Below are 16,004 nucleotides of genomic sequence, written 5' to 3'. Positions count from 1 at the left end.
CCATGAACCTGCACCAGAACCTGTTGGGCGAACCGCCCGCCACCCGCCTGCCCGACGACGCTGACGCCCGCGAGGCGCTGGCCGCGGCCGACGACCCCACTCCGGTCGCGGGTCGGTTCCCGTCCTACTCCGCCGCCTGGGCCCTCCTCGCGGAGAACGCCCTCGCCCAGGGCCAGCCGGTGACCGCCTACGCGTACGCGCGCACGGGCTACCACCGGGGCCTGGACCAGCTCCGCCGCGCGGGTTGGAAGGGCCACGGGCCGATCCCCTGGGACCACGAGCCGAACCAGGGCTTCCTGCGCGCCCTGCACGCGCTCGGCACGGCCGCCGGTGAGATCGGTGAGACGGAGGAGGCCGAGCGCTGCTCGACCTTCCTGCGCGAGTCCAGCGCCGAGGCCGCCGAGGCGCTCAAGGCCTGAACCCGCGTATCCACAGGGTGTGGACGAAGGACACTCCACGCCGTCCACACCCTGTGGACATCACCACCCCGAACCCGGAACCACTGGTCGTGTACCCTCAATACGCAACGGCCCCTGTCGCTGCCTTGCGCCAGGGGTTCATCCATGTTCGGGGTGGGAAAGCCTCGGTCAGGCGTCGAGCGAAGAGGTTGAGACAATGCCGGCGATCACGCTCGTGGGAGCCCAATGGGGCGACGAGGGCAAGGGCAAGGCGACCGACCTTGTCGGCGACCGCGTGGACTACGTGGTGCGCTACCAGGGTGGCAACAACGCCGGTCACACGGTGGTCATCGGCGACCAGAAGTACGCCCTGCACCTCCTGCCGTCCGGCATCCTCTCCCCGAACGTGGTGCCCGTCATCGCCAACGGCGTCGTCGTCGACCCCGGTGTCCTGCTGGAGGAGCTCGAGGGGCTCAACGAACGCGGAGTGGACACCTCCCGGCTGCTCATCTCCGCCAACGCGCACCTGATCATGCCCTACCACCGGGCCCTCGACAAGGTCAGCGAGCGCTTCCTCGGCAAGGCCCGGATCGGCACCACCGGCCGCGGTATCGGCCCCACCTACGCCGACAAGGTCTCCCGCCAGGGCGTGCGCGTGCAGGACATGTTCGACCCCAAGATCCTGCGCAAGAAGATCGAGCTGTCCCTCAACGACAAGAACCAGCTCCTCACCAAGGTGTTCAACCGGCGCGGCCTCGAGGTCGAGCCGATCCTCGAGGAGTACCTGGGCTACGCCGAGCGCCTGCGCCCGTTCGTCGCCGACACCTCGCTCATCCTCAACCGGGCGCTGGACGAGGGCAAGACGGTCTACCTGGAGGGCTCCCAGGGCACGCTCCTGGACATCGACCACGGCACCTACCCGTTCGTGACCTCGTCCTCCCCCACCGCGGGCGGCGCGGCCGCCGGAGCGGGCATCGGCCCCACCCGCATCACCAAGGTGGTCGGCATCCTCAAGGCCTACACCACCCGCGTCGGCTCCGGTCCCTTCCCCACGGAACTCCACGACGAGCAGGGCCAGTGGCTGCGCACGCAGGGCGGTGAGTACGGCGTCACCACCGGCCGCGACCGCCGCTGCGGCTGGTTCGACGCGCCGATCGCGCGCTACGCCACCCGGATCAACGGCGTCACGGACTTCTTCCTCACCAAGCTCGACGTCCTCACCGGCCTCGACCGCATCCCGGTCTGCGTCGCCTACGACGTCGACGGGGTGCGCCACGACGAGATCCCGATGACCCAGACGGACTTCCACCACGCCACCCCGGTGTACGAGTACCTCGACGGCTGGACCGAGGACATCACGGGAGCTCGCAGTTTCGAGGATCTGCCCAAGAACGCCCAGCGGTACGTGCGTACCCTTGAGGAGATGGCCGGAGCACCGATCTCCGCCATCGGTGTCGGCCCGGGCCGCGACGAGACGCTCGAACTGCGTTCCCTCGTCTGATCCGACGCCGCACAGTCAGTCCGCCTTCAACACGAAGAGGCCCCTGTAGTGAAAGCCCTCGTTCTCGGCGGCGGAGGCCGCGAGCACGCACTCGTCCGCGCTCTGTCCCTTGACCCGGGTGTCACCAGTATTCACTGCGCACCGGGCAACCCCGGCATCTCGGACCTGGCCGAGAACCACGTGATCAACGTGACCGACGGCCTGGCCGTGACCGAGCTGGCCGCGCGCGTCCGCGCCGAACTGGTCGTCATCGGCCCCGAGGCCCCGCTGGTGGCCGGGGTGGCGGACGCGCTGCGCGACCGCGGCATCCCGGTGTTCGGCCCCGACCAGGAGGCCGCGCGGCTGGAGGGCTCCAAGGCGTTCGCCAAGGAGGTCATGGAGGCCGCCGGGGTGCCCACCGCCAAGGCGCGGGTGTGCCGCAACGCGAGCCAGGTCTCGGAGGCCCTCGACGAGTTCGGCGCCCCCTACGTCGTCAAGAACGACGGCCTGGCCGCGGGCAAGGGCGTCGTCGTCACCGAGGACCGGGCCGCCGCCGAGCAGCACGCGCGGGAGTGCGGCCGCGTGGTCATCGAGGAGTTCCTCGACGGCCCCGAGGTGTCGCTGTTCGTGCTCAGCGACGGCGCCCACGCGCTCCCGCTGCTGCCCGCCCAGGACTTCAAGCGCGCCTACGACGGCGACCAGGGCCCCAACACCGGGGGGATGGGCGCCTACGCGCCGCTGCCCTGGGCTCCGGCGGGTCTGGTGGACGAGGTCATGGAGTCGGTCGTCCGGCCGACCCTCATGGAGATGAACCGGCGCGGCATGCGCTACCAGGGCCTGCTGTACGTGGGACTGGCGCTCACCTCGCGCGGACCGCGTGTGGTGGAGTTCAACGCGCGCTTCGGCGACCCGGAGACCCAGGTCGTGCTGGACCGTCTGGCGACGCCGATCGGCGCGGTCCTCCAGGCCACCGACACGGGTGGCCTGGGCTCCATCGGCTCGCTCCAGTGGAAGCCCGGCGCGGCGGTCACCGTGGTCGTGGCGGCGGAGAACTACCCCGGCGACCCGGTCAAGGGCGACATCATCGGCGGTCTGGACGCGGCGGACGCCCTGGACGGCGCCTACGTCCTGCACGCGGGCACCGACTGGGACGGGGCGCGCGACGTCAAGTCCAACGGCGGACGCGTCCTCAACGTGGTCGGCACCGGCGCCGACCTGCGGCAGGCCCGTGAGCGGGCGTACGAGGCGGTGAGCCGGATCGAGCTGCGCGGCTCGTTCTACCGGGCCGACATCGCCGAGCGCGCCGCGGCGCAGCTGTAGGGGGCATCCGATGAGCGGCTTCGTCGTCCAGCCCCCGCACGTCGAGGTGGAGGGGCTGACCCACCTGCACACCGGCAAGGTCCGCGATCTGTACGCGACCGCCGACGGCCGGCTCGTCATGGTCGCCAGCGACCGGGTCTCGGCCTACGACTGGGTCCTGCCCACGGAGATCCCCGGTAAGGGGCGCCTGCTCACGCAGCTGTCCCTGTGGTGGTTCGACCAGTTGGCGGACCTGGTCCCGAACCACGTCGTCTCCGACGTCCCGCCCGCGGGCGCGCCCGCGTCCTGGGCCGGGCGGACGCTCGTGTGCGAGCGGCTGGACATGGTGCCGGTCGAGTGCGTGGCGCGCGGCTACCTGGCGGGTTCCGGCCTGGCCGAGTACCGTGCCGACCGCACGGTCTGCGGCGTGCCCCTCCCCGAGGGGCTGACGGACGGGTCGGAGCTCCCCGAACCGATCTTCACCCCCGCGACCAAGGCCGAGGTCGGTGACCACGACGAGAACGTCTCGTTCGAGGTCGTGGCGGAGCGGCACGGGGCGGAACTCGCCGCGGAGCTGCGCGACCTCACCCTGGCGGTGTACCGCCGGGGTCGGGAGGTCGCCCGCGAGCGCGGCGTCCTCCTGGCCGACACCAAGTTCGAGTTCGGACGGGACTCCGGCGGTCGGCTGGTGCTGGCGGACGAGGTCTTCACCCCCGATTCCTCCCGCTACTGGCCCGCCGACGCGTGGGCCCCCGGCGGTCCGCAACCCTCCTTCGACAAGCAGATCCTGCGCGACTGGCTGACCTCTCCCGCCTCCGGGTGGGACCGGGCGTCGGACACCCCGCCACCGGAACTTCCGGCCGAGGTGGTGGAGCGCACCCTGAGCCGCTACGTCGAGATCCACGAGCGTCTGACCGGCACCAAACCCGAGCTGTGACGTGCGGCGCGTGCGTGATTCGGCGCACGCGGCGCGGCCTGCGCCCCACGGAGCACGTATGGTGGTGAGGTCGTGTCCGGGCGCTGGAACATCGCCCGAGGCGCTACCCCCACCCTGGTCTCTTCCGTCAGACTTATGCCACTTTGGTGATTTGCCGGGACTCTATCCGCGATCTGCGGGTATACCACGTTCTGGGCCGGTACACGCGGGTGGGTGCTATAGAGTCGTCGCGAACCACCGGTTCACTGGCCACGCAGGTCACGCGCAAGACGGTCGCAACGTTCGAGGGGCCACCCGCGTCCAAACCGCATACAAGCGAAGCCCGACGAGGGCGACCCTTTTTTCACATCTGCCTCACAAAGGAGCACAAGAGCATGGGCCAGGAGGTTCGTTACCGCGTCCGCGGCGGACGCCCCCTCAGCGGAACGGCGTTCATCCAGGGCGCGAAGAACGCCGTCCTGCCGATGATCGGCGCCGCCCTTCTCGCGGCGAAGGGCCGTACGGTGCTGCGCAACGTCCCGGTCATCGAGGACGTCTACCGGGCACTCGAGCTCGCCGAGCACGTGGGCGCCAAGGTTGAGTTCCATGAGGCCGAGCGGACCGTCGTCATCGACGCCTCCGGTCTGAACGACCCCGAGCGCGCCGTCCTGCCCGCCGACATCGCGGCCCGCTTCCGCGGCTCCGTGCTCTTCGTCCCGGCGCTGATGCACCGCACCGGCCGCGCCCGTATCGAGGGCGTCGGCGGTTGCAACCTGGGCAGCCGCAACCTGGACTTCCACTACCGGGGCTTCGCGCGCCTGGGCGCCGAGGTCACCGAGGACCCCGAGCGCAACCACATCAACGTCGAGGCCAGCAACCTCCGCGGCGGCCGCCTCTACCTCGACACCCCGTCCCACACGGGTACCGAGAACCTCATCATGGCCGCGGTCCTGGCCCCCGGCACCACGGTGATCGAGCACGCGGCCCTGGAGCCCGAGGTCCTGGACGTCATCGAGTTCCTGTCCGCCATGGGCGCGAAGATCACCGGTGGCGGCACCGGTCTGATCACGGTCGAGGGCGTCGAGGAGCTCACCGCCGTCGAGCACACGATCATGTCCGACCGCATCGACGCCGGTGTCTTCGCGATGACCGTCGCCGCCACCGGTGGCGAGGTCAGCCTGGTCGGCGCCCAGCTGGACCACCTCGGCGTGGCCCGCTGGAAACTCGAGCAGATGGGGGTCGGCTTCTCCCAGGAGGGCGCCGTCCTGCACGTCCAGCGGGACCCCTCCGTCCAGCTCCGCCCGATCAACGCGGTCACCTCGCCGTTCCCCGGCTTCGCGACCGACCTCCAGTCGCCGCTGATGGCCCTGGCGACGCTGGCCGAGGGTGAGAGCTACATCCACGAGGCCATCTACGACGGCCGTTTCGCCCTGGCCGACGAGCTCAACAAGATGGGCGCCAAGATCGAGGTGGAGGGCACCCGCGCCATCGTGCACGGGTCCACCCACCTGCGCGGTGCCGAGGTCATCGCCCACGACCTCCGCACCGGCGCGGCACTGGTCCTCGCAGGACTGGTCGCCGAAGGTGAGACAATCGTGGCGCCTGGTTATCTGGTGGACCGCGGTCACTCCCAGTTCGCGACGCGGCTCGCCGCGCTCGGCGGCGACGTGGAGCGTATCACCGTCTCGTAGGAGCCGAAGGCGCAGTTCAAGCCGGGGTGGGGGGTCGCCCCCACCCGGGCTTTCGGCGTTGATATGGAAAACGATCTTCTTTGGCCCCGCACAATGGGTACGATCTCGGCAATCATGCCGTGACAGAGATCGGGTCGGGAAACCAGTGGGCGCACATAGTGAAGAGCGTGGAATGGTAGCGGGGAGCAACCCGAGGTGAGTGCCCAGCGTACTGGCGATTTGACGATCGGCGTCATAGGGCCCCATGAGGTGGTCGAACGGGTCATGCTCATGGGTCCGGGGTCCACGGGACCCCTCAACGCCAGACTCATCGCCGCCGCGTACCGAGATGAGCAAGAGGCGACGGACAAGGTCGTCAGGCTGGGTTCGGCGATCGACGCCTATCTGTTCGCCAGCCCTGTCCCCTACGAGTTCGCACGCAAGGCCGGGGTCCTGACGATGCCCGCCACCTTCGTGCCGCTCGGCGGGGCGAGCCTGCACGAGGCCCTGCTCCGAGCGACACTTGACGACCGCTACGACCCGACCAGAGCCAGCCTGGACGTGCTCAGCCGCGCCGACGTCGTGGAGGCCTACTCCGAGGTCGACCTCCCCGTGGACGGGATCCACGTGCACGAGGAGCTCACCAACACCGCGCAGCTGACCTCCTTCCACGAGGGGCTGTGGCGGCGCAAGGCCACCAAGATGGCGATCACGTGCGTGCGCGGTGTGGCCGAGCGGCTGGAGGCGATCGGCGTCCCCGTGGTCCGGCTGCGGCCCACCAACGCGGGTGTGCGCAGCGCCCTCCAGACCGCCGGGCTTCTGGGAGCACACCACCGGCTGGAGGAGGCACAGCTGGGTGTGGTCGTGGTCGACGTGCCCACGCTGCGCGACTCCTCGCGGCGGTCCACCCCCCGGTACTGGCGGGAGGAGCTGCGCCTGTCGCTGCACCGGCTACTGCTCCAGGAGGCCCACCGGATCAACGCGACGGCGCACCGGTTGGACGACCATTCGTTCATGATCACCGCGACCCGCGGCTCCCTGGTCACCGCGACCGAGGGGTTCCGGCAGCCGCCGTTCGTGGAGCGGATCAAGGCGGAGCTGGGGATCGCGATCGAGGTCGGGATCGGCATGGGGCGCACCACCCAGGACGCCGAGGCCCACGCTCGCGCGGCCCTGAACCGCGCTCAGGCGTCGCGTCAGAGCTTCGCGGTGGACCGTGAGGGTCGTTCCCTGGTCCCAGCCCAGCGCGCGCCCGCACGGCAGTCCTCCGAACCGCTGCGGACCAAGGGCCGGGAGACGCTGATTCGGCTGTCGGAGAAGATCGCTGAGGAGGACGGCCCCCTGGTCGTCGACGCGGAGAACGCGGGCCGCATGCTCGGTGTCACCTCACGTACCGCCCGGCGGCTCCTGCGGACCCTGGTGGAGGAGGGGCTGGCGTGGCCGCTGCCGCCCAACCGCACCCTCCAACCGGGCCGCCCCCGCCAGCTGTACCGGCTGATCGTGGAGAAGCTCGACAAGGACGCCGCGGGCAAGTAGCCACGGCCCGTCCCCAGCCCACTCGGGGGCGCCCTCCGCCGGAGGGCGCCCCCGTCGGCGTCCTACCGACCAGCGGTGTTCTTCGGGTCCCGCCGCTTCGCCTCGGACCGTGTTCGGGTGGCCCTTCTCAGAAACACGCCCTAGCGGCGCTCGGCGTAGGCGGTGGCGACGGAGAGGAACACGTCGTTCTCCTCGGGCGTACCGAGGCTGACGCGCGCCCCCTCACCCTCGAAGGGGCGGACCGAGACACCGACCTTCGCGCACTCGGCGGCGAAGTCGAGCGTGTCCTCCCCGACCCGCAGCCACACGAAGTTGGCCTCGGTCGGCGGAACGGTCCACCCGGAGGCGATCAGCGCGTCCCGCACCCGGGTGCGCTCCCCGACCGTGGCCTCAACGCGCTCCATCAGCTCGTCCCGGGCGGCGAGGGAGGCGATCCCCGCGGCCTGGGCCAGGTGGTTGACGGCGAACGGCACGAGGGTCTTGCGCGCGGCGGCGGCCACGTGCGGGTGGGCGACCAGGTAGCCCAAGCGCACCGCGGCCAGACCGTAGGCCTTGGAGAACGTCCGCAGCACCGCGACGTTGGGGCGGTCACGGTACAGCTCGACGCCGTCCGGCACCCGGGGGTCACGCACGTACTCGTGGTAGGCCTCGTCGAGGATGACCAGGACGTGCTCGGGGACCCGGTCGAGGAAGGCGAGCAGCTCGCCCTCGGGCACGGTCGTGCCGGTGGGGTTGTTCGGGTTGCACACCAGCACCATCCGGGTGCTCTCGGTGATCGCGTCGGCGATCGCGTCGAGGTCGTGGGTCTCGTCCCGGAGGGGGACGCGCACCGACGTCACCCCGGCCAGTTCGGCCAGGAGCGGGTAGGCCTCGAAGGAACGCCAGGCGTAGACGACCTCCGCGCCCGGTTCGCCGACGGCCTCCAGCAGCTGCTGGAGCAGGCCGACCGAACCGGCGCCCAGCGCCACGTGCTCCTCGGGGACCCCCAGGTGCCGGGCGAGCTCCGTGACGAGCGCGGTAGCCCCCGGGTCGGGGTAGCGGTTCAGTTCCGCGGACGCCTGGGCGACGGCCTCGCGCACGGACGGGAGCGGCCCGAAGGGGCTCTCGTTGGAGGACAGCTTGATGGACCGCCCGTCGGGCCCGACGACCTTCCTGCCGGGCTTGTAGGCGGGGATGCTCTCCAGCACCGACCGCAGATATGGCGATTTCGGCTCCGACACCATTGTCCTTCCTCAATACTTTGTGTTATCCCCGCGACACGATCAGCGATATCGCGCCCGGATTGATCACCGCTCCCAAGCGGAAATATCGCACAAACGAGGAGATAGCACCATGCTTTCGCGTCATCGCCCCGCCGGTTCCGTGCGGATCTTGGCAGGTCAGGTCACCGGTGTGCGCAGGAGTCGGCGATTCATCCGCTCACTGGCCCTCCCCATGACCCTATCCATCGGCCTCTCACTCACCGCGTGCGGCGGCGGCTCCGCGGAGGAGGAACAGCCCCCGGCCGACCCCAACGCCGAGGCCGCCACCCGGCTGCAGGAGGCCCAGCCCACGTCCGTCCGCGATGCCACCCTGTTGCCCGAGGGCAGCGAGAGCGGCACCTACTCCGAGCTCGCCACCGTGCAGTACAGCGAGCAGGTCCGCGAGTCCACCGAGATCGACAAACCCGAATGCGTGGACGCCGCCAACCGCTGGGGCGACCTCGACGGCGTGCGCGGCGCGCCCGCGTCGGTGGCCGCCTACGAGTGGCCCGAGGGCTCGGTGTCCAGCATGCTGGTCGAAGTCGACGAGGAGACCGCCGTCGAAGCGATGGCGGTCGAACCGCCCGGCTCCTGCGAGTCCTACAACGCCACCTACGCCGACGGTACGTCCTCGGAGTACGGCGTGCGCGACCTCGACATGCCCGAGATGGGCGACGGGTCGCGCGCGTTCCTGATCGAGGTGCGCACCGGCGAGGAGGAGAGCCGTATGCTCAGCGTCATGTACCGCAACGGCACGCTGCTGGGCATGACCTCCATCCTCGGCGGCGGCGACGAGGCCGACTACGAGGAGATGCTGACGGCGTTCACCGAGGCCGCCATCGACCGACAGGACCAGATGCTCGGCTGACCCGCGGCGGCGTGGCCCGGACCGCGCTCACGCGAGCTGGCCCGTGTCGGTCTCCCTCTCTCCGGTCGGCCGTGCGGCGGGGTGCTCCCGGGCCGCACGCAGCCCACGGGCCTGCCGTTCGGCGTCGCGGACCGCCTCGTCCCGCTTGGCCGCCGCACGGGGGCGCGGCAGTCTGCGGGGCGGGCCCTGCAACGGGCGCGTGGTCACGGCGCCGAAGGAGGCGGCCACGGTCCCGCTCGCCCGGTCCACGAGCACCGCCCGCACGGCGGTCCGCCCGCGTCCGCCGACCCGGACCGCGAAGACCACGTCCACGCGGCGGCCGTGCCGCATGCCGTCGTAGCGGAGGAAGCGCCAGCAGCCGTGCCGCCACACGTCCTCCGGCTCGGTACCGAGCAGCACGGGCCGGTTGGTGCGCCAGACGTCGCTGGAGCGCAACCGCGCCATGGTCCTGCGCCGCGAGACCGGCCGCAGGGCGCAGGGCTCCCGGTTGAGGAGGCGCGTCGCCAGCTCCCGTGGCTCGGGGCTGAGCACCGCCAGCACGGCCAGCTCCACACCCATGACCACGGCGTGCGTGGCGGTCGGGTCGGTGACGACCTGCCACCCCGTCGGGTCGAGGCCGAGCGTGGACAGGGCGGCGACCGAGAGCAGCCCGGCGCGGGTCAGCGTGCGCCAGCCGATCGGGGCCCGGCTCAGTCCGCCGAAACACCCGCAGCCCGCCTCGGGGTCGCGTCGGCGCGCGAGGAGCAGGACGCCGACCGACACGGCGAACAGGGCCGCCGTACCGGCGCGCGCCAGACCGCCCGGTGTTCCCGCCAGAACCAGCAGACCGGCGGCGAGCACGGCCTCCAGAAGTCCTGACGCCACCGTGACCGGTCTGCGCAGGCGTTCGTTCAGCAGGACGGCCAGGCCGGACATGGCGGCCCCGGTGGTGGTCTTGGCGACGGCGCCGAACAGCAGCAGAACCGCCAGCAGCGGTAGCTGGACCTCGCGGACCACGTCGACGATCTCGGGCAGCATGGTCATCCCTCCCCCTGGGCGACGGTCACGGTCGCGTTGAAGCAGCCGTCCTCCAGCCGCCCTCCGAGGGCGACGAACGCGGTCATGGTGAGGGAGGCGATCCGGCCCGCTCCCTGACCGCCACACGTCGGGCACAGGTCGCAGATCCAGCTGTCGGCGGCGGCGCAGTCGACCACGGGCACCACCGTGGTGTCGCGCGTGCAGTCGTTGCGCAGGCGCAGGGTGGCGCCGGTGGACAGCAGCGGCAGGGGCGCGCACGGGGTACGCCGGTCGCACCCCTCGCTGTGCCCGACGGGGTCGATCGCCGGGTAGGCCGCGGCGTTGGCCAGGGCGCGGGGGTCCAGGTGGGACGAGCGCCCGAGCACGGGGTCGTACCACGTGGCGATCCCACTGACGGTATCGGCGTACTGGAGCGTGGGCGGCCGGTGCGGCGTGGCGTGGAGCTGATACGGGGGCTGGGTGGTGGCGGGGCGCGTCGCCCAGACCGCGCCCGCGCGCCACACGCCGATCGCGTCGAAGACGTAGCCGGGCTCCAGGCGCGGGTGGCGGACGCCGATCCGGCCGGAGGAGCGGTAGGGGACGACCACGGGCACCCGCGGACGACCGTGGCCCGGGTCGATCTCCAGCTCCTCGCCCTCGACACCGACGATGACCCCGGTGGCGCGGGCGGGCTGGGCCCACACCCGTTCGGCGACCAGGCGGCCGTCGTGGGAGCACAGGACGACCGCGTCGTCGCCGGGGCTCAGATCGGTGGGGTCGGCCTCGTCGCCCTTCCAGAAGGAGGTCACCCGTTCGAAGAGGAAGCGCTCCTCCCCCCGCGTGGTGGCCAGGCACAGCATGTAGGAGGTGACGTCGACGACGACGCCGCGGGCGACGCGGTCGCTGAGCGGGAGGGGTTCGGGAACGGCGTCGGGGCCGAGCACCGCCGCGGTGAACCGCCTGCGATCGCTCCCCCTCCCAGTCATCACTGACATGTCGTCCGCGCCCCCTTGTCACCCGACTCGTCACTCAGTGCCCATTGTCCTGCTCACGACCCCGTTCGGGCGCTCACACGCCGACCCGCACCGGTTCGTGCCGGTGACATGTCCCAGGCATTGCCCCGGTCGCGACGGCCATGGCGGCAGCGTCCCAGTTGGGACGGGCGCTCGTGGCCACCGCGCGAATTGCCCCATACATGCGGTTTGTCAGCACGTGGTGCGTAAGTTCCTGGATGTTTGCGTTTGCTGTGTGAGAGTGAGAGGAAGAAAAGTGACTGAGCTCACGAGCGCGCCTGAAAGTCGGTGGTCGGTGTGGGGGGAACGACCCGGACGCCCCGGTACGACGAGTTCAGCCGCTATGTGGAGGAACGGGGCCCCGCGCTGCTGAGGATGGCGAGGTCGCTGACCAACAGTCACGCGGACGCCGAGGACCTGTTGCAGGCCGCGCTCGTCAAGACCTTCCTCGCCTGGGACCGCATCGCGAACCCGCGGGCCCGGGACGGTTACGTGCGCCGGGCGATGGTCAACACGCAGATCTCCGAATGGCGCCGCAGCCACCTGGACGTGTACCCGACCGACGACATCCCCGAGCAGAGGGTCGACGACCCGACGTGGCGCAGCGACCTCGCCGACGTCGTGGAGCGGGCCATCGAGAAGCTGCCCGACCGCCAGCGCACGACGGTCGTGCTCAGGTACTACGACGACCTGACGGAGGCGCAGATCGCCCAGCGGATGGGGGTGACGCTCGGCACGGTCAAGAGCACCCTGTCCAGGGCGGTGGAGAAGCTCCGCCGCGACGCCGACCTGATCATCGAGCGCGCCATCGGATGACGGCCGAGGGGGAGCCTCCCGATTCGTTTTGCGCAGCACCCCATGAGGTCTGTACCCTTGTCACAGCCAGGAGGATTCGCCTAGTCAGGTCTATGGCGCCGCACTGCTAATGCGGTTAGGTGGCAACGCCTTCCGGGGTTCAAATCCCCGATCCTCCGCAGGTCACGAGGGGTCTCGCTCATCGAGCGGGGCCCTTTCGTTCTGCCAGAGGGCAGGATGTGAGGCCAATGTGAGGCCAAACGTCCCGTAGGGCTCACACTCTGCCCAACCTCTGCCCACGGGGGATGATCGCCGTCGTGGCCTCCGCAGCCGCCGCCGCGACCTCCGGCACCACCGACGTGTAGGTGTCCGCCGTGAAGCTGTAGCGCGAGTGCCCCAGCGTCGCCGACACCACCTTCATGTCTACTCCGGCCGCCAGAGCGAAGCTGGCCGCGCAGTGGCGCGCGTCGTGGAACCGGATCGGCGGCAACCCCGCGGCCTTCGACACGGCCGCGAAGCGCTCGCTGAGGTACTCGTCCCGGATCGGTGACCCGTCCGGGCGGGTGAAGATCAGCCCCGAGTCGACCCAGTCCTCACCGGCCGCCAGACGCTCGGCGTTCTGCACCGCGCGCCATTTGCGCAGCAGAGTGATGTTCGCGTCGTCCAAGCTGAAGGTGCGCACCGACTTCTCGGTCTTGGGGCCCTCGTCCTCGTCGTCCGGCCCGGCGAGCACGCTCATGGTCTTCGCCTCATCCAGGTCGGTGTCCACCCACAGAGCCGACGCCACCTCACCGCGGCGCAACCCCCGGGTGATCACCAGGTGGAAGAGGGAGAACAGCCGCTCGTGCGTGGACTCGGCGTAGTCGAGGAACACCCCGGCCTGCTGGGGAGTCCACACCATCACGCGCGCCGGCCGCTTGTCCGTCTCCTCCCAGCGGCGCACCCGCTCAGCAGTCCACACCAGCGGGCGGGACTTCTTCGCCTTGGGCAGCTCCACGAACGCGGCCGGGTTGACCGTGATGAGCTTGCGCTTCACAGCGCTGCCCAACGCTGAGGAGATCACTGCGTGGATGCGTCGGATGCGAGCTGCGGTCAGAGGTCGCTTGCGCTTGAGCCCCGGCTTCTCACCTTCGGCGAGCTTGACCTTAGGAGCGAGCGCACGCGCCGCGAGAAGCCTTCGCAGCATCTCTGATGCATTCTCTCCCTCGGGCAGGTTGTTGATCTGCCCCATGGCTTTGTAGAGCGCTGCCAGGTGGTGGTCTCGGAGCTCGGTGAGCTTCAGGTGGCCCAGGCCGGGGATGTAGTAGAGCTCGCACGCCTCGGTGTAGGAGTCGAGGGTGGACTGCTTCAGCCCCTTCTTACCTTCGAGCCATGACCGCAGATATGCCTCGACGGTGACGGTGCGGTCGGGGACGAAGCCGAGCTCCTCCACCTCATTGACGGCTTTGCGCAGCTCGGTGTTGGCCTCGGTCTTGGTGTCGTAGGGGCCGATCCACGGGCGGCGCCGCTTGCCGTCCTCGCTGGTGGGGGCTGTGTACCGGGCCCACCAGGCTCCGTGGTCGCGCTTGGACAGCTTTGAGCACTTAGCTCCGAGCTGCTTGTTGGTTTCGGGGTCGCGGCACGCGCACCGCTTGACCACCTGTCCGTTACTCGGTCGAGCCATCAGAGCTCTCCTTCTGTCCGTAGCGCTCAGTGTCCAGGTTCCAACCGTCCGATCGCCTGCCGGCCCCATACGTCCACATCGCGGCGCGGACGGTGTCGACCACTTCGTCCAGCGTGGGCTGTCGATCATCGAACTTGTACATCACATCAAGCGCAATTCTATTGGCACACAAGGCATCACCGAGAGAGTCGAGTGCTTTCTTTTGATCGAACCTTGGGGAATTTTCGTTGGTCAGAGTGAGGAGGATGTGTGTCACCCCAGGAGCACCTCCAGGGTGATCCACGACAGCGTTCCCAACGTCATTGGCCATGAGTTCGTTCTGGACAAGCATCGGAAGTTTCGAGAAGGCATCCGATTTAGTTTGAACATTCGACGTGGGGATCGCCTTCGTTTCCCACGCCTTCACGAACTGAGTGAACATGTCCTCTAGGGCCAGGGAGGCCGTGCCCCCGGACTGCTCACCGGCGGTGGGCGTCTGCACAGCCGCCTCCGCTTGCCGCTCGGCTGGCAGGTCATCTTCGGGGGTCCATCCGTTGTCCTCAAGCCACGAGACAACTCCCTCGTCCTCCGCCCCAAGGAGGCACGGGACCAGATCCCTGCGGAGTGCATTGAACGAATCCTGGCGCTCCTCTGCAGCACGCTCAAACATCGCTTCACTAGGCATTGGCAGTTGCAGATCAGCAAGAGCTGAGTTGTAATTCATCCATGCATCTGCCATCCCCCGAGCCACCCTTGGCTGATCTCCTCGCGAACGAATGATTACGCGCAGGACCGCCCGAACCTGCTCTTCAAGGATCAGCCAGGACCCCGCCGGGTCCATCGGCTCGTAGTCGTACACCTCATCGGTAGCTTGCTCGTGGGCCCGACTCTCCCAACTGAGGAAGTCCCAGTAATCGCCCCCCAATACGCGAGCCACGTTACGGATGGTGTTTTGGCTGGCACCTTTGCCACGTTCAAGGTTCGAGATCGTGTTCCGGCTCACCCTAGCCAGCCAAGCGAGCTCCGCTTGGCTGACACCCACTGCTTCACGGCGTTGAAAGAAGACCTCGCCCAACCTGGGCGTCTGTGGGGTAGACACGGCGACCATCCTTGTCCATGGGGAAGCGCAGGGGACTCGGAACGCCCCCTATCTCTAGGAGTGTCGCAACGGATACCCATCATTGTCAACGCCATCCAACCAATTTGTGCATAGTCAGACTTTGGAGATTCCTCCAAAAATGAAGAATCTGTGCACTGAACCGAGCTTCCATCGCGGAAGTTTGTCGCCGTGGTGTTAGTGTGGCTTCCGTTGGTGGTGTTCTCGGTCTCCTACCCGGGAACGACGAAGGGCCGGCAAGGGACTCCTACACCCCCTACCGGCCCGGGCACACCGACTCGACAGCTACCGGCAAGCAACTGATCGGACTAAGGCATGCCTCTCCAGGCTACAGGAGCCACCCAATCGCATTCCGGTGAACCCGCCGTGACCTCCCCCAACAGGGACAACGACCAGCTCCTCCTGCTCCCCGAGGTCGCTGAACTCATGCGCACGTCCGAGGCCACCCTGCGCTGGCTGCGCCACAACGGGCAGACCCCCTACCTGTTTCGCTCAGGCCGCCGCGTCGTGGCATGGAAGGCTGACGTCCTCGCGCACCTCGAGGCCGAGCGCCTCGCCGACCAGGCCCGCCGCGCCAGCGCATAGCCACACCTGGCGCCTCTGACGCGCCCCCTGCCGGCCTGAGCCGCCGGCCCCTTCTTCACCTGCGCCTCCGCCGACGACGCACCGCGCCGTCCGGCCATGAGGCGTACCCGATTCAGGGGGATCCGTGCACACGAGCACGCACAACAGCACCAGCCCGACCGTCACCTGGGTGACCCACCCGCACCCCAACGGCGGCGACTTCACCACCGCCCACCTCGGCGAGATCACCGTGAACGGCCACACCATCACCGTCATGGTCCAGCTCGACCCCGACTGGACGGCCCGCAACGGCAGCGGCCCCGCCCTGCTCACCACCCCCGAGGGCATGACGGTGCTCTTCATCGCCGCCACCCGCGACATCAACCCCGACGAGCTCCTGGCCGCCGCGCCGGACACCGTCGCGCGCTACCGGCCCGAGTTCGCCCAGGGCGCGGTCGCCTGACCCCCA

Annotated in this window: 15 protein-coding genes and 1 tRNA gene; 11 read left to right on the top strand and 5 right to left on the bottom strand. The window is 69.5% G+C overall.

What is annotated here, in order from left to right; all coding sequences use genetic code 11:
* Window positions 1–2 precede the first annotated feature (2 nt).
* From KIK06_RS23600 to KIK06_RS23575, 6 genes are all read left to right on the top strand, one after another.
* A complete protein-coding gene (locus KIK06_RS23600; RefSeq protein ID WP_017599144.1) occupies window positions 3–419 on the top strand; it encodes a DUF3151 domain-containing protein in 417 nt (138 codons plus the stop codon).
* A 196-nt stretch (window positions 420–615) separates the two neighbouring features.
* Window positions 616–1,899: an adenylosuccinate synthase gene (locus tag KIK06_RS23595; RefSeq protein ID WP_268645142.1), complete on the top strand. Its 1,284-nt coding sequence runs from the start codon at window positions 616–618 to the stop codon at window positions 1,897–1,899.
* Between the two features lie 48 nt (window positions 1,900–1,947).
* Window positions 1,948–3,198, top strand: a complete 1,251-nt coding sequence (gene purD, locus KIK06_RS23590; protein ID WP_017599143.1) for a phosphoribosylamine--glycine ligase — start codon at window positions 1,948–1,950, stop codon at window positions 3,196–3,198.
* 10 nt (window positions 3,199–3,208) lie between these two features.
* Window positions 3,209–4,114, top strand: coding sequence for a phosphoribosylaminoimidazolesuccinocarboxamide synthase (locus KIK06_RS23585; RefSeq protein ID WP_268645141.1), 906 nt, complete (start codon window positions 3,209–3,211; stop codon window positions 4,112–4,114).
* Between the two features lie 374 nt (window positions 4,115–4,488).
* Complete coding sequence (murA, locus tag KIK06_RS23580; protein WP_268645140.1) at window positions 4,489–5,784, top strand: UDP-N-acetylglucosamine 1-carboxyvinyltransferase; 1,296 nt, start codon at window positions 4,489–4,491, stop codon at window positions 5,782–5,784.
* Window positions 5,785–6,033: 249 nt separating this feature from the next.
* Window positions 6,034–7,299, top strand: a complete 1,266-nt coding sequence (locus KIK06_RS23575) for a hypothetical protein (protein ID WP_017599140.1) — start codon at window positions 6,034–6,036, stop codon at window positions 7,297–7,299.
* 140 nt (window positions 7,300–7,439) lie between these two features.
* On the opposite strand, the gene hisC is transcribed toward KIK06_RS23575, so the two are convergent.
* Entirely contained in the window at window positions 7,440–8,522 is a 1,083-nt protein-coding gene (gene hisC / locus KIK06_RS23570) for a histidinol-phosphate transaminase (protein WP_268645139.1), read from the bottom strand.
* Between the two features lie 211 nt (window positions 8,523–8,733).
* On the opposite strand from hisC, the gene KIK06_RS23565 reads away from it, so the two are divergent.
* Window positions 8,734–9,408: a hypothetical protein gene (locus KIK06_RS23565; protein ID WP_017599138.1), complete on the top strand. Its 675-nt coding sequence runs from the start codon at window positions 8,734–8,736 to the stop codon at window positions 9,406–9,408.
* 27 nt (window positions 9,409–9,435) lie between these two features.
* Here the strand turns inward: KIK06_RS23565 and KIK06_RS23560 are convergent, their stop codons facing one another.
* Window positions 9,436–10,425, bottom strand: a complete 990-nt coding sequence (locus KIK06_RS23560; RefSeq protein WP_268646147.1) for a MauE/DoxX family redox-associated membrane protein — start codon at window positions 10,423–10,425, stop codon at window positions 9,436–9,438.
* 2 nt (window positions 10,426–10,427) lie between these two features.
* Complete coding sequence (locus KIK06_RS23555; protein ID WP_442789794.1) at window positions 10,428–11,399, bottom strand: hypothetical protein; 972 nt, start codon at window positions 11,397–11,399, stop codon at window positions 10,428–10,430.
* A gap of 306 nt (window positions 11,400–11,705) precedes the next feature.
* Here KIK06_RS23555 and KIK06_RS23550 point away from each other — a divergent pair, with 306 nt between their 5' ends.
* Together KIK06_RS23550 and KIK06_RS23545 are read left to right on the top strand one after the other, a co-directional pair.
* Window positions 11,706–12,233: a SigE family RNA polymerase sigma factor gene (locus KIK06_RS23550; RefSeq protein ID WP_017599135.1), complete on the top strand. Its 528-nt coding sequence runs from the start codon at window positions 11,706–11,708 to the stop codon at window positions 12,231–12,233.
* A gap of 69 nt (window positions 12,234–12,302) precedes the next feature.
* Window positions 12,303–12,391: transfer RNA gene (locus KIK06_RS23545), tRNA-Ser, on the top strand.
* A 95-nt stretch (window positions 12,392–12,486) separates the two neighbouring features.
* Here KIK06_RS23545 and KIK06_RS23540 read toward each other — a convergent pair.
* Both KIK06_RS23540 and KIK06_RS23535 read right to left on the bottom strand, forming a co-directional pair.
* Window positions 12,487–13,875, bottom strand: coding sequence for a site-specific integrase (locus KIK06_RS23540; RefSeq protein WP_268645138.1), 1,389 nt, complete (start codon window positions 13,873–13,875; stop codon window positions 12,487–12,489).
* Entirely contained in the window at window positions 13,859–14,953 is a 1,095-nt protein-coding gene (locus KIK06_RS23535) for a helix-turn-helix transcriptional regulator (protein WP_268645137.1), read from the bottom strand. The genes KIK06_RS23540 and KIK06_RS23535 overlap by 17 nt, the downstream gene beginning before the upstream one ends.
* A 384-nt stretch (window positions 14,954–15,337) precedes the next feature.
* Between KIK06_RS23535 and KIK06_RS23530 the strand changes: the two genes are divergently transcribed.
* Window positions 15,338–15,556, top strand: a complete 219-nt coding sequence (locus tag KIK06_RS23530) for a helix-turn-helix transcriptional regulator (RefSeq protein WP_268645136.1) — start codon at window positions 15,338–15,340, stop codon at window positions 15,554–15,556.
* A gap of 124 nt (window positions 15,557–15,680) precedes the next feature.
* Window positions 15,681–15,998 carry a hypothetical protein gene (locus KIK06_RS23525; RefSeq protein WP_268645135.1) on the top strand — a complete coding sequence of 106 codons (318 nt, stop codon included), beginning with the start codon at window positions 15,681–15,683 and terminating at the stop codon, window positions 15,996–15,998.
* The last annotated feature ends 6 nt before the right edge of the window (window positions 15,999–16,004 follow it).

The organism is Nocardiopsis sp. EMB25 (genome assembly GCF_026797795.1).
Taxonomy (GTDB): Bacteria; Actinomycetota; Actinomycetes; order Streptosporangiales; family Streptosporangiaceae; genus Nocardiopsis; species Nocardiopsis lucentensis.
The sequence above is the reverse complement of the archived record's forward strand: the minus strand, read 5'-3'. Positions and strand labels throughout refer to the sequence as shown.

Coding starts and splice junctions, on each gene's coding strand:
- KIK06_RS23585 (WP_268645141.1), top strand. CDS start 3,209: ATGAGCGGCTTCGTCGTCCAGCCCCCGCACGTCGAGGTGGAGGGGCTG.
- murA (WP_268645140.1), top strand. CDS start 4,489: ATGGGCCAGGAGGTTCGTTACCGCGTCCGCGGCGGACGCCCCCTCAGC.
- KIK06_RS23560 (WP_268646147.1), bottom strand. CDS start 10,425: ATGCTGCCCGAGATCGTCGACGTGGTCCGCGAGGTCCAGCTACCGCTG.
- KIK06_RS23565 (WP_017599138.1), top strand. CDS start 8,734: ATGACCCTATCCATCGGCCTCTCACTCACCGCGTGCGGCGGCGGCTCC.
- KIK06_RS23555 (WP_442789794.1), bottom strand. CDS start 11,399: ATGTCAGTGATGACTGGGAGGGGGAGCGATCGCAGGCGGTTCACCGCG.
- KIK06_RS23600 (WP_017599144.1), top strand. CDS start 3: ATGAACCTGCACCAGAACCTGTTGGGCGAACCGCCCGCCACCCGCCTG.
- KIK06_RS23595 (WP_268645142.1), top strand. CDS start 616: ATGCCGGCGATCACGCTCGTGGGAGCCCAATGGGGCGACGAGGGCAAG.
- KIK06_RS23540 (WP_268645138.1), bottom strand. CDS start 13,875: ATGGCTCGACCGAGTAACGGACAGGTGGTCAAGCGGTGCGCGTGCCGC.
- hisC (WP_268645139.1), bottom strand. CDS start 8,522: ATGGTGTCGGAGCCGAAATCGCCATATCTGCGGTCGGTGCTGGAGAGC.